This window comes from Acinetobacter sp. NyZ410, from assembly GCF_022828975.1.
Classification (GTDB): Bacteria; Pseudomonadota; Gammaproteobacteria; order Pseudomonadales; family Moraxellaceae; genus Acinetobacter; species Acinetobacter guillouiae.
Map to the genome: position 1 here is coordinate 4602314 of NZ_CP094620.1, position 18738 is coordinate 4621051.

Annotated in this window: 20 protein-coding genes and 1 riboswitch; of the genes, 9 read left to right on the forward strand and 11 right to left on the reverse strand. The window is 41.5% G+C overall.

What is annotated here, in order from left to right:
* Positions 1-7: 7 nt before the first annotated feature.
* Positions 8-141: riboswitch (TPP riboswitch) on the forward strand.
* 136 nt (positions 142-277) lie between these two features.
* The 6 genes from thiC (at position 278) to MTO68_RS21780 (ending at position 5851) form a co-directional block, all read left to right on the forward strand.
* Positions 278-2173 carry a phosphomethylpyrimidine synthase ThiC gene (gene thiC / locus MTO68_RS21755; RefSeq protein WP_034612636.1) on the forward strand — a complete coding sequence of 632 codons (1896 nt, stop codon included), beginning with the start codon at positions 278-280 and terminating at the stop codon, positions 2171-2173.
* A gap of 75 nt (positions 2174-2248) precedes the next feature.
* Entirely contained in the window at positions 2249-2869 is a 621-nt protein-coding gene (locus MTO68_RS21760) for an NUDIX domain-containing protein (RefSeq protein WP_004816566.1), read from the forward strand.
* Positions 2870-2878: 9 nt separating this feature from the next.
* Positions 2879-3688, forward strand: coding sequence for a 3',5'-cyclic-AMP phosphodiesterase (gene cpdA, locus MTO68_RS21765; RefSeq protein WP_244014327.1), 810 nt, complete (start codon positions 2879-2881; stop codon positions 3686-3688).
* A gap of 208 nt (positions 3689-3896) precedes the next feature.
* Positions 3897-4424, forward strand: coding sequence for an RNA polymerase-binding protein DksA (gene dksA / locus MTO68_RS21770; protein ID WP_004725300.1), 528 nt, complete (start codon positions 3897-3899; stop codon positions 4422-4424).
* A gap of 4 nt (positions 4425-4428) precedes the next feature.
* Positions 4429-5343, forward strand: a complete 915-nt coding sequence (gene gluQRS / locus MTO68_RS21775) for a tRNA glutamyl-Q(34) synthetase GluQRS (protein ID WP_239044730.1) — start codon at positions 4429-4431, stop codon at positions 5341-5343.
* A 55-nt stretch (positions 5344-5398) separates the two neighbouring features.
* Positions 5399-5851 (forward strand): hypothetical protein, encoded by a 453-nt coding sequence (locus MTO68_RS21780; protein WP_244014329.1) that lies wholly within the window; start codon positions 5399-5401, stop codon positions 5849-5851.
* Between the two features lie 34 nt (positions 5852-5885).
* On the opposite strand, the gene ftsW is transcribed toward MTO68_RS21780, so the two are convergent.
* The 9 genes from ftsW to glnK all read right to left on the reverse strand — a co-directional run bounded on the left by ftsW (position 5886) and on the right by glnK (position 14986).
* A complete protein-coding gene (gene ftsW / locus MTO68_RS21785; protein ID WP_004725295.1) occupies positions 5886-7082 on the reverse strand; it encodes a putative lipid II flippase FtsW in 1197 nt (398 codons plus the stop codon).
* Positions 7083-7104: 22 nt separating this feature from the next.
* A complete protein-coding gene (gene murD / locus MTO68_RS21790; RefSeq protein WP_244014331.1) occupies positions 7105-8451 on the reverse strand; it encodes a UDP-N-acetylmuramoyl-L-alanine--D-glutamate ligase in 1347 nt (448 codons plus the stop codon).
* A 259-nt stretch (positions 8452-8710) separates the two neighbouring features.
* Positions 8711-9256: a VTT domain-containing protein gene (locus MTO68_RS21795; RefSeq protein ID WP_004725292.1), complete on the reverse strand. Its 546-nt coding sequence runs from the start codon at positions 9254-9256 to the stop codon at positions 8711-8713.
* 109 nt (positions 9257-9365) lie between these two features.
* On the reverse strand, positions 9366-10025 hold the full coding sequence (locus MTO68_RS21800; RefSeq protein WP_004816556.1) for a riboflavin synthase: 660 nt from the start codon (positions 10023-10025) through the stop codon (positions 9366-9368).
* Between the two features lie 92 nt (positions 10026-10117).
* Positions 10118-11422: a DNA adenine methylase gene (locus MTO68_RS21805; protein WP_004725289.1), complete on the reverse strand. Its 1305-nt coding sequence runs from the start codon at positions 11420-11422 to the stop codon at positions 10118-10120.
* The gene (ribD, locus tag MTO68_RS21810; protein WP_004816555.1) at positions 11419-12531 is read right to left on the reverse strand and encodes a bifunctional diaminohydroxyphosphoribosylaminopyrimidine deaminase/5-amino-6-(5-phosphoribosylamino)uracil reductase RibD; all 1113 of its coding nucleotides are present in this window, start codon (positions 12529-12531) and stop codon (positions 11419-11421) included. Before ribD ends, MTO68_RS21805 begins: the two co-directional genes overlap by 4 nt.
* Positions 12532-12564: 33 nt before the next feature.
* Positions 12565-13029 carry a transcriptional regulator NrdR gene (nrdR, locus tag MTO68_RS21815; protein WP_004725286.1) on the reverse strand — a complete coding sequence of 155 codons (465 nt, stop codon included), beginning with the start codon at positions 13027-13029 and terminating at the stop codon, positions 12565-12567.
* Positions 13030-13173: 144 nt separating this feature from the next.
* Entirely contained in the window at positions 13174-14580 is a 1407-nt protein-coding gene (locus tag MTO68_RS21820; protein WP_004816553.1) for an ammonium transporter, read from the reverse strand.
* Between the two features lie 67 nt (positions 14581-14647).
* Positions 14648-14986, reverse strand: a complete 339-nt coding sequence (gene glnK, locus MTO68_RS21825) for a P-II family nitrogen regulator (RefSeq protein WP_004725283.1) — start codon at positions 14984-14986, stop codon at positions 14648-14650.
* A 291-nt stretch (positions 14987-15277) separates the two neighbouring features.
* On the opposite strand from glnK, the gene MTO68_RS21830 reads away from it, so the two are divergent.
* The 3 genes from MTO68_RS21830 (at position 15278) to MTO68_RS21840 (ending at position 17606) form a co-directional block, all read left to right on the forward strand.
* Positions 15278-15505 (forward strand): accessory factor UbiK family protein, encoded by a 228-nt coding sequence (locus MTO68_RS21830; RefSeq protein ID WP_004725282.1) that lies wholly within the window; start codon positions 15278-15280, stop codon positions 15503-15505.
* Between the two features lie 71 nt (positions 15506-15576).
* A complete protein-coding gene (locus MTO68_RS21835; protein ID WP_244014333.1) occupies positions 15577-17064 on the forward strand; it encodes a YifB family Mg chelatase-like AAA ATPase in 1488 nt (495 codons plus the stop codon).
* A 32-nt stretch (positions 17065-17096) separates the two neighbouring features.
* Positions 17097-17606, forward strand: coding sequence for an N-acetyltransferase (locus MTO68_RS21840; protein ID WP_004816547.1), 510 nt, complete (start codon positions 17097-17099; stop codon positions 17604-17606).
* Positions 17607-17670: 64 nt separating this feature from the next.
* Here the strand turns inward: MTO68_RS21840 and MTO68_RS21845 are convergent, their stop codons facing one another.
* Both MTO68_RS21845 and MTO68_RS21850 read right to left on the reverse strand, forming a co-directional pair.
* The gene (locus tag MTO68_RS21845; RefSeq protein ID WP_004816545.1) at positions 17671-18441 is read right to left on the reverse strand and encodes a TorF family putative porin; all 771 of its coding nucleotides are present in this window, start codon (positions 18439-18441) and stop codon (positions 17671-17673) included.
* Positions 18438-18677: a hypothetical protein gene (locus MTO68_RS21850; protein ID WP_244014335.1), complete on the reverse strand. Its 240-nt coding sequence runs from the start codon at positions 18675-18677 to the stop codon at positions 18438-18440. The genes MTO68_RS21845 and MTO68_RS21850 overlap by 4 nt, the downstream gene beginning before the upstream one ends.
* Positions 18678-18738 lie beyond the last annotated feature (61 nt).

Sequence of the window (18738 nt, forward strand, 5' to 3'; positions counted from 1 at the left end):
ATTTAAACATCGCTTGACGGAGCGCGAGTAATTCCTCGCTGAGATTTAGTCAGTTTTGCATCTCCTTGCCAAAACTTAAACTAAAGTACCGTTGAACCTGATCAGGTTAAGACCTGCGTAGGAATCAAGCATCTAAAAACTGACAGCCCATAGTTTATCTATTTTTGTCGCAATAGCGCTTTATTCTGATGATGAATTTAGCAGATAAAATAGACTAAATTTGCCACCGTTTTTGGTCGTGCTTGATTCGTTGATGTCATTCATAAGGATCATTGTAATGAACCAATTAACGAATCTATCCCCTGCTGATCAATTGGCTCAACACGAGCAAGAAGCCAAAGATCTGACTCGAATTTTACCCGCATCTAAAAAAGTTTATATTCAAGGTTCACGCCCAGATATTCAAGTACCGATGCGTGAAATTGAACTCACGGATACTCCGACAGGCCTTGGTGGTGAAAAAAACCCACCGATTATGGTCTACGATACTTCAGGTGTTTATACCGATCCCAACGTACACATTGATTTGAATAAAGGCTTACCCAATGTCCGTGAAACTTGGATTGAAGAACGTGCCGATACTGAACATTTAGCCAGCTTAACCTCTAAATTTGGCCAAGAACGTCTAAAAGATATTCGTACTGCTGAAATCCGTTTTGCCCATATTCAAAAACCACGTCGTGCAAAAACAGGCAACAATGTCACACAAATGCATTATGCCAAACAAGGCATCATCACGCCTGAAATGGAATACATTGCGATTCGTGAAAATCAGCGCCAGCATGAAGGTGTCGATATGCGCCAGCATGCAGGGCAAAATTTTGGTGCACACAACCTCATGGAGATTACCCCTGAATTTGTGCGTAAAGAAGTCGCTGAAGGTCGTGCCATTATTCCAGCCAATATTAACCATCCTGAATGCGAACCCATGATCATTGGGCGTAATTTCTTGGTAAAAATCAATGCCAATATTGGCAACTCAGCTTTGGGTTCATCGATTGATGAAGAAGTGTCGAAAATGACCTGGGCAACCCGCTGGGGTGCTGACACCATCATGGACTTATCGACGGGTAAAAACATCCATGAAACCCGTGAATGGATTATCCGCAACTCACCAGTTCCAATTGGTACGGTACCAATTTATCAAGCACTTGAAAAAGTCGATGGTGTTGCTGAAGACCTGACATGGGAAATCTTTAAAGACACCCTGATTGAACAAGCTGAACAAGGTGTCGATTATTTCACCATTCACGCTGGGGTCTTATTACGTTATGTGCCGATGACAGCCAATCGTTTAACGGGGATCGTGTCACGCGGTGGTTCGATCATGGCGCAATGGTGTTTGGCGCATCATGAAGAAAACTTCCTCTATACGCATTTTGATGAAATCTGCGAAATCATGAAAGCCTATGATGTGTCTTTCAGCTTAGGCGATGGTTTACGTCCGGGCTGTATTCAGGATGCCAATGATGAAGCACAATTTTCCGAATTACGCACTTTAGGTGAACTGACCCATCGTGCATGGAAGCATGATGTTCAGGTCATGATCGAGGGGCCAGGCCATGTGCCAATGCATATGGTCAAAGAAAATATGGACTTGCAACTTGAAGTTTGTCAGGAAGCACCTTTTTATACTCTTGGTCCGCTCACCACCGATATTGCTCCGGGCTATGACCATATTACCTCGGCAATTGGTGCAGCGATGATTGGTTGGTACGGCACTGCAATGTTGTGTTATGTGACTCCCAAAGAGCATTTGGGTCTGCCCAATAAGAAAGATGTTAAAGACGGGATTATCACCTATAAAATCGCAGCCCATGCAGCGGATTTAGCCAAAGGTCATCCGGGCGCACAAGTTCGTGACAATGCTTTATCTAAGGCACGCTTTGAGTTCCGTTGGGAAGATCAATTCAATCTCAGCTTAGATCCAGATACTGCTAGATCGATGCATGATGAGACGATGCCTAAAGAAGCACATAAGTCTGCGCACTTCTGTTCAATGTGCGGACCTAAGTTCTGCTCGATGAAAATCACCCAAAACGTGCGAGATTATGCACAAAATCAACAAAATGCAGCCCACCCTGTAAATAGCGAAACGCTTATAGAAGATGGTCTCAAAACCATGAAATCCGTTTATCAGGAACAAGGGCAAAAGTTGTACCATAAAGTGTAAAGATTAAAAAAAACTTTTGTCTTTCACTATTTCTCAGTTAGGATGAAGTGAATATGTTTCATCCTAACTGTGCACATGAACATCATTCAGCAAGCAACCTACACCCATAATGATGTAGAAATACAATCTCGTGAATATGCCTTTAAAGGTTTTGTTCAAGTCGAAAAAGTGAGCTTGCGACACCGATTATTTAATCAAACTGAATATACCTCAGCCATTCAACGTGAATTAATTCGCCGTAAAGAAGCTGCTGGTGTACTGATTTATAATGATCAACAACAAAAATTTGCATTGATTGAACAGTTTCGTGTAGGGGCAATTGATGATGAAATTTCACCTTGGCAACTCGAAATCATTGCAGGCGTACTTGATGGAGATGAATCTCCAGAAAGTTGCATTCGACGGGAAAGCATCGAAGAATCTGGATGTGAATTAAACCAAATCAAACACCTGTTTAGCTTCTATCCATCTGCTGGCGCATGTGATGAAATCTTTCATCTCTATGTAGCGCAAGCCGCATTACCTGCTGAAGGTGGTGTGTTTGGTATGCCAGATGAAGGTGAAAATATCCAACTTCATATCATTGATTATTCAGATTTGAGTCTATTATTAAAAAGTAATCGTTTAAAAAATGCACCTGTGATTATGGCTTTGCAATGGCTACAACAGCACTTGCATGCATTTGAAGATGTCTAGGGGAAAGGCATGCAATCAGAGATATTGCCGCAAACAGATAAAGATAGAGTGATTATCCAAATCACAGATACACACCTGATGGATAAACCTGATGCAGAGTTTGTCGGGATTAATCCTGAAGAAAGCTTTCATGCCGTCATGGATGATATTCAGCAACGTTATAAAAATATCGATCTGATTTTACATACTGGTGATTTGGCTCAAGCTGCATTTCCAGAAACTTATGCGCGCTATTTAGAATATATGCAGCGTTTTGGTGTCGATTTTTACCAAATTCCGGGAAATCACGACAATATAAACTTATTCCCGTTCCATTCGCCAGAACCTATTCCAGCCGTGATTGAGTTAGATCAATGGCGTATCATTTTGTTGAATAGTGCTGTGGGTGGACGTACCGATGGAAATATTCAAACGGAACAATTGGTCCATTTAAAACGGCTATTGGAACAATTGCGTGACAAATTTATCCTTATCGCCTGTCATCACAATCCTTTTGATATGCATTCCAAATGGCTCGATCAACATAAGCTCAAAAATGCCGATGAATTAAAGGCCGTACTCGAACCCTTTGAAAACATCAAAGCTGTGTTACATGGTCATGTCCATCAAGAATCCTATAACCTGTGGAATGGAATACAGTTTATTTCTACTCCTGCCACGTGTGTACAATTTAAACCCCTCAGCCAAGAGTTTTCATTTGACCCGATTGCGCCTGGTTACCGTTGCTTACATTTAAAAGCCAATGGTGAATTTGAGACCTCTGTACACCGCTTGGATCACTTCAAAGTTACAATTAATGAAGAAATTTCAGGTTACTAGCTTTTCATTTTGGTTTTTTTCTATTAAGTTATTCGTCCAACGAGATATGCAGAAAGTCGAATTCAGGGTTAGGTGACTTTCATCTTGGTAAAAAAATCTATATGATGACGCCCCCGATAGATTCATTCTGTTGGTAGTGATAAAAATACTTGCATATCACCATATTTTTTGCGTATAGATAATACGTATATGATGAGGAATGCCCTTTATGGCGAATGACAACCAAAATCAAGTCTTGGAAGAACAAACAGCAATTGCAGATGATAAGTCTGTAAAGCGAGTGCGTAAAACCAAGCCGAAGACCAATGAAAACGGTACTACAGCAAGTCTATTCGGTATCGAGCCTTATCAGCCAAAGAAAAATGAAGAATACATGTCTGAGGGGCAACTCGAACATTTTCGTAAAATTTTGCTGGCATGGAAAGCAGAATTGATGTCGGAAGTGGATCGCACCCTAAATACAATGCAAGATGAATCTTCTTCTTTACCTGATGTAAATGACCGTGCGACGCAAGAAGAAGAGTTTGCCATCGAATTACGTACCCGTGACCGTGAACGTAAACTTATTCGTAAAATAGAGCAATCTATTGAAGCGATTAAAAATGATGACTATGGTTTCTGTGAAACTTGCGGTATCGAAATTGGTTTACGCCGTTTAGAAGCACGACCAACTGCAACTTTATGTATCGACTGTAAAACCCTTGCAGAGATCAAAGAGAAGCAAAATAACGGTTAATACTGTGTCAAATTCCTCCCCAACCCTCTCTTTTCCAAAGGGAGGGAGGAAGAGTACCGTATACAAAGGTCGGTTTGCACCCTCACCCACAGGGCCGTTACATTTTGGTTCCTTAGTGACCGCTGTCGCGAGCTATTGCGATGCGAAAGCGCATCATGGGCAATGGATCGTCCGTATCGAAGACACGGATATCCCTCGTATTTACCCAGATAGTGAACAGCATATTTTAAAATGCCTAGATGCTTTTGGCTTCCAATCCGATGCTGAAATCATTTATCAAAGACATCGCTTAGATATTTATCAATCTGTAATCGAACAACTCAAACAAAAACATTGCGTTTATGCCTGTGAATGTACTCGTAAAATATTAGGCTCAAATCATATCTATGCTGGCACCTGCCGAGACAAACAGCTCGACTTTCAAAACCAAGCCATTCGTGTAAAAGTTTCTGATCAAAACATTTGTTTCAATGACCGCTTACAAGGACAACATTGTGCCAACCTACAATACGATTTAGGTGACTTTGTACTGAAGCGTCGTGATGGCATTATCAATTATCAACTGGCAGTCGTTGTCGATGATTATTTACAAGAAATCAGCCATGTCGTGCGTGGTGCGGATTTATTGGACAATACTGAACGTCAAATTTGGCTAGGACAGCTTTTGGGTTATCCAGCTCTTGAATATATGCACTTACCCCTCGCCATGAATCATTTGGGGCAAAAACTCTCTAAACAAAACCTTGCGCAAGCGCTTGATCTCAAACATGCACCTGAATTGCTGTTACAAGCGATTATAGCACTTGGACAAGCTCCAGTAGACCTAGATCAGCCAGATCTCATGTTGGCTCAAGCTGTCGCTCAATGGGATATCTCTCGCATTCCTCAAGGGACAACGCTACAATCCATTTATCAGTAATCCCTGATTAAGCAACAATACCAACATAAGAATACCAACATCATTCAGGATTGAGATGAACCTTTTAAAAAATCTAATAACGCTGAGTTCTCTCATGCTCATGGGCCTTACACAGGTCTATGCGCAAATGGCAATTTTATGTATTTCCCCGATTTCTAAAACTGCTGTTGTTGATGAAATGAGTGGCGCACCACGTGAACAATGGGGTAAACCATTACCAACTTATTCAGTTCAAGTCGATCGCTCTGCAATCTTCAAGGTCGATCACAAAACTCCAATCAAACTTAAATTTGCAAATACCCCAGGAAAACATCAGATCAAAATTTATGCCAATGGTGTATTGGAAACTTCGTTTTATTATTCCCCAACAGCGATAGATGTATTACGACTGAGTGAGTCCGGTTATCAAACTTGGGATTGGGTAAAATTTAAGACCACCCGATCGGCATTAAAATATTGCAATACGCAAAATCCAAACTCAATTATCCATAAAAAAAGCCATTTGTGATCAAATGGCTTGTCTATTTAAGTTCAATAAAAAATTAAAAACTAGACTCTTCTCGCGCTGGATTGGCATCCTTGGTGGTTGCATCAATTTTGAGAATTAAACTGATCATCACCGCACACATAATTAAAGATGAACCACCATAACTAATAAATGGAAGCGTTAGCCCCTTGGTCGGCAACATGCCCATATTCATACCCGCATTCACCAAGATCTGTAATAAGAAAATAATACTGATCCCGTAAGCCAAATAGCCTGCGCGCAAATATTGATGATTGAGCGCACGCTGACCGATACGAATACAGCAAATCAACATCACAAATGAGAGTAACAAAACGGTCGAAATACCAAAGAAACCGAATTCTTCACCTAAAATTGCCAACATAAAGTCAGTATGTGCTTCAGGCAAATAAGACATTTTTTGAATACTATGTCCTAAGCCCACCCCAAACCATTCACCACGACCAAAGGCCATCAAGGCATTCGACAATTGATAACCTGAGCCCAACGGATCAGCCCAAGGGTTTGAGAATGACATTAAGCGTTCATAACGATATGGTTCAAACACGATTAAGGATACAAATGCCACCAGAATCGCACCGAATGCAAAGCCAAACTGGATCATGGGTGCGCCAGCCAAGAAGAACACACCCAGCATCGAAACAGCAATCACCACCGTTGCCCCTAAGTCAGGCTCTGCAATAATCAGTCCGACCGTCAGCAACATCACCACACCTAGACGTACCAAGCCCTTAATATTATTACGGACTTCTTCAGCACGACGAACCACATAGTCTGCGGTAAATATGGCCATCATCACCTTGGCGACTTCGGTTGCCTGCAAGGTAAATCCACCTACACGAATCCAACGTGTTGAACCATTGACTTCTGTACCCACCACCAAGACGGCAAGTAATAAGGCAATGGTGATCAACCACAATGGAAAGGTATTTTTAAACCAAAGGTTGAGTGAAACTCGATAGGTAATTGCGGCTGCAACAAAAGCCACCACGATCGAAATTGCATGACGAATCACATAGTGAAATTCGTTTTCATGCATTCGTTCAGCATAAGGCATTGAAGCCGAAGCCACCATCACCGTACCAATACACAACAATGAAATGACGCAAAATATCAGTACATTACGCGGTGTAATCTCTGCCGGCAATTTTGGCATCCAGCGATCATACACTTGGTGAATCTTACTTATAGTCGTCTGAGCTAACCCAGCCATACTTATTTCCTTATGATTCTTTTTAGTTTAAAGCATTTACATATTCAACAAAGCGATGACCACGCTCAGGATAGCCTGTAAACATATCAAAGCTTGCACATGCAGGTGATAATAGCACTACATCTTGCGCATGCGTATGTTGTTGACAAAGTTCTACAGCTTGTTGCAAAGATGCTGCATGTAGCAGCGTTGTTGTCCCTGCAATGGCATTTTCAATGATTGAGCGATCTTCACCCATCAGTACCGCAACTTTGACATATTTTTGCAGAGACTCACGTAGTGCAGTAAAGTCCTGCCCTTTGCCCTGACCACCCAAAATAATTGCAACCTGACCACCTTGAGCTTCAATTGCAGCACCTAAGCCGTCCAATGCTGCTAAAGTTGCACCGATATTGGTGCCTTTAGAATCATTATAATAACGAACGCCATTCACTTCTTTAACGAATTCGCAACGGTGCTCTAAACCTTTAAAGGTTTTTAAGGTTTCAAGCATTTTGTCCATTGGTAAACCAATCGCTTCACCCAAAGCTAAACATGCCAAAGCATTGGCAACATTATGTGTTCCTTGGATATACATCTCTGAACTTTTAAGTAAACGCTCACGACCTCGCGCTAACCAAATCGTACCGTTATCTTCTCTTAGAATACCGTATTGTTTTAAATCGGGTGCATTGAGCCCAAAGCTTTGCATTGGTGTGACATCTGGCACCAATGGACGCGTCAATGAATCGTCACGGTTATATACGACTTTTTTCACACCTTGGAAAATACGATGTTTTGCCGCATGGTAACCTGCCATATCCCCATGACGGTCCAAGTGATCTTCACTCATGTTCAAGACCACAGCCACTTCTGCATTTAAACTTGAGGTTGCTTCCAATTGAAAGCTGGAAAGTTCAAGGATATAAACGTCTGGATCATCATGGGTTAAATCCAAAGCTGGACGCCCCAAGTTACCCCCTACCGCAACCTTAACCCCTGCGTCTTGTGCCATTAAACCAATCAAAGTGGTCACGGTACTTTTTGCATTTGAACCAGTAATCGCCACAATCGGCTTATCTGTAGCACGGCGGAGAATTTGAATTTCACTGATGACGGGAATACCTTTTGCAATCGCAGCTTGAATTGCTGGCAACTGAGGATCTAACCCCGGGCTAATGACAATTTCTTCAGCTTGTAAAAGTAAATCTTGATCGAGTTGGCCAAAGCTGGTTTGAACTGCTGCTGGAATTTGCTCATGTCCTGGTGGGACTTCACGAGAATCTGTGACTGCAACACGGTAGCCATTTTCATGAAGAAAATTTACGGCTGAAACGCCTGAAATTCCAAGCCCAGCCACAACTTTTAACCCACCACGTTGTATTAACATTTTTGCTCACCAGCATTAAGATTTTAAAACTTGCAAAATGTTAGCACTTTGGCGATTTGAAAGCTTTTTCTGTTTGCACTTTCTGGATATTTTTTTGTGTCAGTGCGTAAAAATAGCAGCAGATTATTTTAATAAATACAGCTAATTTATTAAATAAAACCACTCATGGTTTTATTCTACTCTCAATATAAATAAGCCGAATGTTGAGGATCAGCATTCGGCTTATTCATCGGGGCAGTTTACGACGGTTTGAATCTGATTAAAATGAATCGAGCAGCAAAGATAATAAATTACCCGCGCCATAACCTGCACCAAGCAACAGCGCAATCCAAATCCATCCACCTAAAATGTTATACAACATGAATACTGGCATTTTCATATGCCCTGCACCCGCTGCAAAAGGAGCAAAAGAACGAACAAAAGGCACAAAACGGGCAACCAGAATGGTTTTCCCACCATGCTTTTCAAAATAATGGTTGGTCTTTTTAATATATTCAGGCTTAAACCAACGTGAATGCGCGTGGAAAAACTTAAAACCTAGCGCACGCCCCGTATAATAGTTCACCATATACCCCAAAATTGAAGCAATAATCAGCAACACACCCATATAGTGCAAATGCACAGATTCAGCGGTAGAACATAAAGCACCAACAGCGATCAATAGACTATCGCCTGGGAGAAAAAACATAAAGACTGAGCCAGTTTCTGCAAAAATGATTAGAAACAAAATGGCATAAATCCACAGCCCGTAATTTTCTAAAAAAGTGGGCAATAATTGTTCTAAATGCAATAAAAATTCAAGCAATACTCAACTCTCTTACAGAAGAATTCACGATATATTAGCCTAATTTAATCATGTATATATTAAAAGGCCTAAATAAATTAGGCTTTTTTTAATCGGGTTTGGTTTTTATTTACTTTAAAAAACCATTGGCTGCCAGAAATTCCATACTGAGTTTAGACTCTGCTTTTGGCTCAGCAGCTTTATCACCAAGCAACAACCTTTCTATATAACGTGCCAATACATCGACTTCTAAATTGACTTGAGAGCCCACTTTCCACGTTGCAATATTGGTCCGTTCAGCAGTGTGTGGAATTAAATTTAAACTTAAGATATTTCCACGTAAATGATTGATGGTGAGGCTAATTCCATCTACAGTCACAGACCCTTTTTCAGCCAAATATTTAGCAATTTCAACAGGTGCAGTGACTTCGAAATACAGTGAGCGAGCATCTGAACGCACTACGGTGATTTCACCCACAGCATCGACATGTCCACTGACGATATGTCCACCGAAGCGTGTTGTCGGCAACATTGCTTTTTCCACATTGACCGCTTGCCCCACTTTCCAACTTGCTAAAGTCGAACGATTTAAGCTTTCACGGGATACATCAGCAGCGTACCAGTTTTCACCCCAGTCGATCACAGTTAAACAGATGCCATTGGTTGCAATAGAGTCGCCCAAATGTACATCAGACATATCCAAGTCTGTCTGAATACGTAAGCGCACATCACCGCCTACATTTTGTAAACTCTCAACTTTACCCAAACTTTCAATGATACCTGTGAACATAATTCTACCTACTGCTGCAGTGAGAGGAACTGATGAAGTTCAATCGTGTTTATTTTGCACTCGCCCCATATTTTAATGGTAAAGGCGAGTTGTTACCATAAGGCCAGTTGTGTACTTACACCTGAAGTATCCACACCACCCAATTCCGCAAAATGATAAAGTTGCCCCAACAGCTGACGCAATGGTGGTCCTGACTTGGCATGGGTATCGGTGATCACAATAAACTCAAGCACACGTGCACGTTCAGACTGACGCTGTTTACTAACACGATAACGAGGCACATCCTGAGTCAATAAGGTGACTTTGCCACGTTTCAGATTGGCCGCCAATAAGTCTTTGGCCTCAATATTTCCATCGGTTGAGTAACTGGTGAGAATATAGCGCGCATTAATGGTTTCCAACAAATTCTCATAAGCTTCTTGTGCATGCTTAGAAGAATTATAAGGACTAGGACGTTCTTTACGCCATGCACGGTCAATCCCGCTTTTAAAACCTTTGGTATCCGGTGTCGGTAAATCAACTTGATCCCACAGTGTTAGCGAGTTAAGTACATGATAATTACTACTATAAGCATGTTGGTTATACGGTGGATCTAAATAGGCCACATCGACTTCAAAACCACTCATTTGATTTGCCAAGTGTTGTGCATCAACACACCACACTTCTGCCATTGGGGTTTTCTGTTTATTCTGCCCAACTTCACTAAAGCGGCTGGGGGTAAGCCACAATAACGACTCAATCCGTTCCAGCGCAGTTTGAGTCTTACCACCCCAACCATGATGGAAGCTTTTAAATACACCACTGGTATTACTGACAAAACTTGCTGAATAGAGCAAAGGTGCCAATAAGGCACTCATTTCTACATCGTCAATTGCACCCTGTGCTTGCCAAGTGGCAATTTGCTGGCGAATTGCATCTATACGCATCCCATTACGGCGTTTAAAAAACAAACGGTCACGTGCAGGGTCATAAATTTCATCATTCCGCGGACAAAGGTTATGCGTAACCCATCCTTTCACTTCAGGCAAGCGGTTTAAATAATCGATGGCTTTTTGATACCCACCCAATTCTTTAAATGCAGGTGCATCTGTACATGCCAAAATAGCATGATTTAATGCATGACTATACGGTTCCCAGTCATTGGCAATCACCCGATAGCCATTTTGACGTGCTAAACGTGAAACCACCCCACTGCCTGCAAAAAAATCAGCAAAAATCGGGGCACGTTTACCCTTAGGATTCAAAGTACCTGTGATTTCAAGCGCTTCAAGAATCAGATGCAACAAACGACGTTTGTTTCCCAAATAGGGAACCAACTGATGAAAAAGATATTCATCTGTTGTGCGCGCAGCATGACGACGTTTATGGTAAACCGATGATGTTGACTCTGGATTCATACTGACTCTTGTGAAGGGATAAGTCTTAAGCGAATGTCATCACCAAACTGATGAACATCTTGTAACTTAAAACGTAATTGTTGTGCCATCGTTTCAAATTCGGCATTGAACATGGCACGTGCTGATTGTCCTAAAAAGGTTGGCGCAACATAACTGATTAATTCATCCACCAGCTTTTCCTGCAAAAATGCAGTAGATAATGTCGCACCTGCTTCAACCAACACATCGTAAATTTGGAAATCTTTTAAAGTCGTAAGCAAATCTTTTAAAGATTGCACTTCTAATTGTACCACGCCCAGCTTGGCAAGTTCTTGACGAAATGGTCCCATGACCATCACTGTTTCAGGCGCGCTAAGAATTTGAGCATTGAGCGGCAAACGCCCTTGTCGGTCTAAAATCACCCGCTTAGGCTGGACAATCGTTGCAATATCAATATCGCCCAATGAACGCACATTTAATTGTGGGTCATCTGCCAAAATGGTATCGATCCCAGTAATCACTGCACCTGAAATGGCCCGCCAATGCTGAACATCTTGACGTGATTCAGCCCCAGTGATCCATTTAGACTCACCAGACGCCATTGCCGTACGGCCATCTAAACTTGACGCAACCTTTAACCGTACATAAGGCACACCCGTTGCCATTGCTTTTAAAAAGCCTTGATTGAGTTGTGCTGCTTGTTGCTCACAAACCCCTGTTTCAACCTCAATCCCTGCCTGACGTAAAATATCCACGCCTTTTCCCGCCACCAAAGGATTTGGATCAGCACATGCAACAACAACTTTGCTGACACCTGCTTCAACCAAGCCTTTGGCACAAGGCGGTGTACGGCCATAATGCGCACAAGGTTCCAAAGTGACATACGCGGTTGCGCCCTTGGCAGACTCGCCTGCTTGACGCATGGCAAAAACTTCGGCGTGAGGTTGACCAGCTCTAGGATGAAAACCCTCTCCCACCCATTGCCCATCTTTTACAATGACACAACCGACGTTCGGGTTTGGTCGTGTGGAATATTGTCCAAGCTTCGCGAGCTCAATTGCTTTCTGCATCCAAACCTGATCTATGTTGACATAATCTTCGGGTTTAGAATTTGAATCAAACTCAGACATAAAATTCCTAATCAATAACGTTCAAAAATAAAATTAGTGGTCTTGCCCACGATCTTGCATTTGTTCAATTTGATGACGAAACGCATCGATATCTTGGAAATCCTGATACACCGATGCAAAACGCACATAAGCCACATGATCCAATGCAAACAAAGATTTCATGACAATTTCACCAATGGTGCGTGAACGTACATCACGTTCACCGAGGCGGCGAATTTGCAATTGAATATCACTAATGACGGTTTCAATCTGTTCTTGAGTCACCGGTCTTTTTTGTAAGGCGTGCATTAAAGAGCGTCGTAATTTTGCTTCGTCAAACGGTTCATTTTTACCATCTGACTTGGTCACGCGTGGCATGACCACTTCATAACTCTCAAATGTCGTAAAACGTTCGCCACAACTGATACATTCACGACGTCGACGAATCTGGCTACCTTCAGCGGCCAAACGAGAGTCGATTACTTTACTATCTGCAGCGTTGCAAAATGGACAATGCATAGTGGTTTTATTGAACAAAATTCATGATTTCAGCTAGTGTAGCAAAAAAACCAGATTTTGTTGAGCCTTTCGCAAGATATGGAAAAAAAACAGCCCTTACGGACTGTTTTATACTATATATAGTTATTATTCTAATTAGATTGATTATTCGATACGTTCGCCATGTTGGCTTAAATCGAGACCCATACGTTCATCATCAGATTCAACACGGATCCCAATCACCACATCGATAATTTTAAGTAGGATAAAGGTCACAACTGCTGAGTATGCGATTGTTGCTAACACACCTTCAACTTGTACCCATAATTGATGCATGACATCTGTCGGTGCTTTGTCGCCCATAATGAATGAGCTGGCAAATACAGCTGTTAAAATCGCACCAACAATACCACCTACACCATGTAAACCAAATGCATCCAATGAATCATCTGCTTTAAGGATACGTTTAAGACCAGAGATTCCCCAGAAGCACACCACACCACCGATTAAGCCCATGATCAACGCACCACTTACCGTCACAAAACCTGCTGCTGGCGTAATCACAACCAGACCAGCAACTGCACCCGATGCTGCACCCAATACTGAACCTTTACCACGAACAATTTTTTCAACCACTAACCAAGCAATTGCTGCCGCTGCGGCTGCGATTTGAGTTGTGACCAAAGCATACGCTGCTGAACCATTGGCACCTAAAGCAGAACCACCATTGAAACCAAACCAACCGACCCATACCAAGCTTGCACCCAATACAGTTAAGGTTAAGTTATGTGGTGCCATAGATTCTTTGCCTAAGCCCATACGTTTACCCAGTAAATACGCAGCAACTAGACCGGCAACACCCGAGTTAATATGAACAACAGTACCACCAGCAAAATCAAGCGCGCCATCATTCATTAACCAGCCACCACCCCATACCCAGTGTGCAATCGGTGCATAAACAATAATGACCCAAATCGTAATAAATGTGATCCAAGCACTGAATTTCATACGATCAGCCACAGAACCACTGATAATGGCAACGGTAATAATCGCAAAAGTCATTTGGAAAATAACGAAAAGAATTTCTGGAATTGTGCCACTCAGCGCATCTGTTGTAATTCCAGATAACATGATTTTATCGAAACCACCAATAAAAGCGTTACCAGAACCAAATGCAAGTGAATAACCAATGACCACCCATACGATGCTGACCACTGCTGCGGCAGTAAAGCTTTGCGCCATGGTGGCAAGCACATTTTTCTTACGAACCATACCGCCGTAGAACAATGCTAAACCGGGAATTGTCATTAGCAATACAAGTGCTGTAGATACAAGAATCCACGCTGTATCACCTGTATTTAAAGTTGGTTTTTCTGCTTCTGCTGCTGGCGCAGCTGTGGCAGTCACCGTTTCAGGCGCAACGGTTGCCGATGTATCGGCGACTGTTGCAGTCACATCACTTGCCGTTGCAACAGCTGTAGATGCAGGCTCAGCTACGTTTTCTTCTGCCCACGCAACTGATCCGCCAAGAAGTGCGCCAGACAGGCTGAGCGCTAATAGCATTTTTTTCATTCGTATCCCCCAACCTAATTTTGTGAGTTATGTATTGATATACATAACCAGCAATCTTCGTGCCAAATTAAACAGCGTCTGGACCTGTTTCACCTGTACGAATACGAATTACTTGCTCTAAATTAGTCACGAAAATTTTTCCATCACCAATTTTGCCAGTGCTAGCAACGCGTGTAATAGATTCAATCACTGAATCTACCATGTCATCACTGATTGCGATTTCGATTTTCACTTTAGGCAGAAAATCAACAACATACTCAGCGCCACGATAAAGTTCAGTATGCCCCTTTTGACGACCAAAACCTTTAACTTCAGTTACGGTAATCCCTTGAACGCCTATATCAGACAGTGCTTCACGCACGTCATCTAATTTAAACGGTTTTACAATTGCAGTTACGAGCTTCATATTGTTTTCCTTCGGCTTATTTCACCAGTAAGGTTTTATGTTCAATTTTCATGCCAATCTTATTAATGGTTGGGGTGATTAATTCAATCAACATGCATTGCCTTTATAACCTATTGTATATACTTAGGTGAAGTTGCAACTTTAAAAAACACATAATATTGCGTGTTTTTTTAGATTTCATTGCTAAATTATAGGAGACATCATGCTTTACGCATCGGATAAAAAATTACTTAAATAAAATCAATACGCGATGTTACACTAGGCAAAGAACATTACTCATTTGGATTCCTCATGATTGAAACATTATTACAAGCAATTTTGGAACAGGTTGATCAGCCTAAAAAAGATATAGAACATAATTTACGTGCCTTGCTGAATGAAGCCATTTCTAAAATGGATATCGTTTCAAAAGACGAAATTGAACGTCAAAAAACTGCACTAAATAATGCCAATTTACGCTTGACCGATTTACAAGAACAGGTCAAAGCACTTGAGGTGTTGATTCAGGATAAAAAATAAACTAAATTTGCACATTATTGGTGCAAAAAATATAATAATGATTAAAAATAAAGCAAAAGTGGAAAACAACAATGTCTTTAGCCAAAATTTATACCCGAGGTTTGCTCGGGCTGCATGCACCTTTAATTGAAGTTGAGGTCCATGTTAGTGCAGGGCTGCCTTCTTTAACAATTGTTGGCTTAGCTGAAGCAGCAGTTCGTGAAAGTAAGGATCGTGTTCGATCTGCCATTATTAATAGTGGTTATCAATTCCCTACCAAGCGCTTAACCATCAATCTCGCACCTGCGGATCTTCCTAAAGATGGCTCTCGTTTAGATCTGCCCATTGCACTCGGTATCTTGATTGCCACAGGGCAACTTCCTGAAAATGTCACAGATCATTTTGAGTTTATTGGTGAATTAGCACTAGATGGACACCTCAGACCGATCACAGGAACCTTAACCATTGCAATGGCATGTCAAATGGCCAAGCATCAATTGATGTTGCCGCAGGAAAATGCTGCTGAAGCAGCGCAATTGCCTGAATTTCAGGTATTTGCTGCACAGCACTTAAAACAAGTCTGTGAGCATTTCTTAAATCTACAAAAAATTGATGCAACTGCTCGGCAAAAAATACCGCAAGACAATACCTACAAATTTGATTTGGCAGATGTCAAAGGGCAATTACGCCCACGACGCGCTTTAGAAATTTCAGCAGCAGGTGGACATTCCCTTTTATTTAAAGGCCCACCGGGTACAGGTAAAACCTTGTTAGCATCACGCTTACCGAGTATTTTGCCAGCCTTAAATCCACAAGAAAATCTTGAAGTTGCCAGTATTTATTCAATTGCCAAGACCAAACACCATTTTGGACAGCGCCCATTTCGTGCCCCGCACCATACCGCGTCTGCAATCGCTCTTGTCGGTGGCGGTTCAAATCCAAAACCCGGAGAAATTACGCTGGCGCACTTAGGGGTGCTATTTTTAGACGAGCTGCCTGAGTTTGACAAAAAAGTGCTCGAAGTTTTAAGGCAACCTCTCGAATCTAAAGAAATCGTTATCTCTAGAGCATCACGCCAAATTACATTTCCCGCCAACTTTCAATTGATTGCAGCAATGAACCCCTGCCCTTGTGGTTATGCATTTAACCAAGACAGTCGCTGCCAATGTTCGGCTGAAGCAATTAAACGGTATCAAAACCGAATTTCAGGTCCATTATTGGATCGCATTGATTTACATATCGATGTGCCACCATTAAAAGCCCAAGAATTGCAGGATCAAACGCCTGTCGAAGATTCAGCAACAGTACGGGAACGGGTGATTGATGCGTGCGATTTTCAAATTCAAAGACAAGGCTATTTAAATCACAACTTATCGCCAAAAGACTTAGAAAAATATGTGATTTTAGATGAAACATCCAAGCAGATGCTGGAAATGGCACAACAACGTTTGAATTTATCTGCACGGGCATATCATCGTATTTTACGTGTTTCAAGGACCATTGCAGATTTGGCTCAAAGTGAGCAAATCCAAAGTACCCATTTAACCGAAGCCTTGTCATATCGGGGAACTCAATCTTAGAATCAGATAGAGAACATTAAAATGTGAATAACATGCTAAATTTAACCCTACGCAACGAACAAGCAGACGACATTGAAAATATTTTCAATCTCACTCAATTGGCTTTTCTAAATGCAGCGCATACCGACCATACAGAACACTTCATCGTCAATGCACTCAGAGAGGCAAATCAATTAACCATTTCGGTTGTTGCTGAATTGGATCAGCAGATTATTGGGCATGTGGCAATTTCACCTGTGGAGATTTCTTCTGGTGCACAACATTGGTATGGTTTAGGTCCAATTTCAGTTGCACCAGAATACCAACACCAAGGTGTGGGTAAGGCGTTAATACAACAGTCCTTACAGCAACTAAAACAACTTGGCGCTGCTGGGTGTGTGGTCCTTGGCGATCCTGCCTATTATTCCAAATTTGGCTTTCAACCACATGACAGTTTGATCCTTGAAGGTGTGCCTGCTGAATATTTTCAAGCCCTTAGCTTTGACCAAAGCATTCCACAAGGAACGGTAAAATATCATCCAGCATTTGAAGTGAAAGCCTAATTTATTTCCAAATCGCAAAAAATAAAGGTGACTCAAGGTCACCTTTATAGATTTTAATTTGCGCTTAGAACGCTTTAGTTAAAGTAAACACCGCACCTGTTTCAACACCACGTTTCCCAGAATTAGTGAATCCATCAGTATCAATATTGGTTCCGACTGCTGCAAGTTCCGCTGTTACTCCTGGAATAGATTTAACTGCATAGTTCACCCCAACTTTCCAGTCGACATAATTGTCTTTACCATCAGGTAATGCTTTTTTATCCATTGTGGTATAGCCCACATTGGCAAGCCCACCAAACCCTGTATCACCAAATGGCGCTGAATAACCAACATTAAAATTCCAACTGTTCCCACCAACTGCTGCCCAGTCATTGGTATAGTTCACATTGGTCAATAAACTACTGCCTTTAACCAAGACATCGGCAAATATTAATTTTGCATAAAACTCAGTCCAGTTAAAATCACTGCTTGCACTTGGATAATTATATTCAACAACACCAACATCCAAAGTCGGTTTAAAGGTTGGAGATAATGCCAATGCTGTTGTATAACCAATAGATGGATCTAATTCTAAATGTGGATCTGCCTCACCAAAATTTACATTTGAACCCCAAAGAGCCGCATATAAACCTGAACTATGCGACAAGGTAAAACCCGCTTGTACTGCTGGATCGTTATAATTTTGAGTCATACCGCGGAAACGATAGTCACTCGTTACGGCAGCACTACCTGAAAAGCTTAAACCTAATTTTGACAGTGCGTTGTCTTCCGCCATTGCCATTGTTGCTGTAGACGATAGAACTGCCAATGTTAGTGCTTTAGTTGAGAATTTCATCTTAAGTGCTCCCCCATCATACGATGTTTATTTGTTATGCTAAAATTTGATGAACTCCCTAAGCAATTAGCAATTGCCATGCCAAGATGAAACTCAAGCTGTTTATAAAATTCATAAATATGCAGTAATCTATTGATAATCAATATTTTAAAATTAAAAAATTGTGGATGATTTTTTTTATTCTTCAATTGTTGAACACATGCTATTTCAAGCATCACTTGATGGAACTGATTCATACCGACCTACTTTAAATGTGGTTTTAATGCAAAGTAGTATGAAAAATCTAAGCGTAAATTT

What these genes read in the sequence shown, in the direction of transcription:
- nrdR (WP_004725286.1), bottom strand. Translation starts at nt 13,029, where the DNA reads ATGCATTGTCCATTTTGCAACGCTGCAGATAGTAAAGTAATCGACTCT.
- MTO68_RS21760 (WP_004816566.1), top strand. Translation starts at nt 2,249, where the DNA reads ATGAACATCATTCAGCAAGCAACCTACACCCATAATGATGTAGAAATA.
- cpdA (WP_244014327.1), top strand. Translation starts at nt 2,879, where the DNA reads ATGCAATCAGAGATATTGCCGCAAACAGATAAAGATAGAGTGATTATC.
- glnK (WP_004725283.1), bottom strand. Translation starts at nt 14,986, where the DNA reads ATGAAGCTCGTAACTGCAATTGTAAAACCGTTTAAATTAGATGACGTG.
- MTO68_RS21805 (WP_004725289.1), bottom strand. Translation starts at nt 11,422, where the DNA reads ATGAATCCAGAGTCAACATCATCGGTTTACCATAAACGTCGTCATGCT.
- MTO68_RS21850 (WP_244014335.1), bottom strand. Translation starts at nt 18,677, where the DNA reads ATGAATCAGTTCCATCAAGTGATGCTTGAAATAGCATGTGTTCAACAA.
- thiC (WP_034612636.1), top strand. Translation starts at nt 278, where the DNA reads ATGAACCAATTAACGAATCTATCCCCTGCTGATCAATTGGCTCAACAC.
- MTO68_RS21835 (WP_244014333.1), top strand. Translation starts at nt 15,577, where the DNA reads ATGTCTTTAGCCAAAATTTATACCCGAGGTTTGCTCGGGCTGCATGCA.
- dksA (WP_004725300.1), top strand. Translation starts at nt 3,897, where the DNA reads ATGGCGAATGACAACCAAAATCAAGTCTTGGAAGAACAAACAGCAATT.
- MTO68_RS21820 (WP_004816553.1), bottom strand. Translation starts at nt 14,580, where the DNA reads ATGAAAAAAATGCTATTAGCGCTCAGCCTGTCTGGCGCACTTCTTGGC.
- MTO68_RS21845 (WP_004816545.1), bottom strand. Translation starts at nt 18,441, where the DNA reads ATGAAATTCTCAACTAAAGCACTAACATTGGCAGTTCTATCGTCTACA.
- ribD (WP_004816555.1), bottom strand. Translation starts at nt 12,531, where the DNA reads ATGTCTGAGTTTGATTCAAATTCTAAACCCGAAGATTATGTCAACATA.
- murD (WP_244014331.1), bottom strand. Translation starts at nt 8,451, where the DNA reads ATGTTAATACAACGTGGTGGGTTAAAAGTTGTGGCTGGGCTTGGAATT.
- ftsW (WP_004725295.1), bottom strand. Translation starts at nt 7,082, where the DNA reads ATGGCTGGGTTAGCTCAGACGACTATAAGTAAGATTCACCAAGTGTAT.
- MTO68_RS21800 (WP_004816556.1), bottom strand. Translation starts at nt 10,025, where the DNA reads ATGTTCACAGGTATCATTGAAAGTTTGGGTAAAGTTGAGAGTTTACAA.
- MTO68_RS21830 (WP_004725282.1), top strand. Translation starts at nt 15,278, where the DNA reads ATGATTGAAACATTATTACAAGCAATTTTGGAACAGGTTGATCAGCCT.
- MTO68_RS21780 (WP_244014329.1), top strand. Translation starts at nt 5,399, where the DNA reads ATGAACCTTTTAAAAAATCTAATAACGCTGAGTTCTCTCATGCTCATG.
- MTO68_RS21840 (WP_004816547.1), top strand. Translation starts at nt 17,097, where the DNA reads ATGCTAAATTTAACCCTACGCAACGAACAAGCAGACGACATTGAAAAT.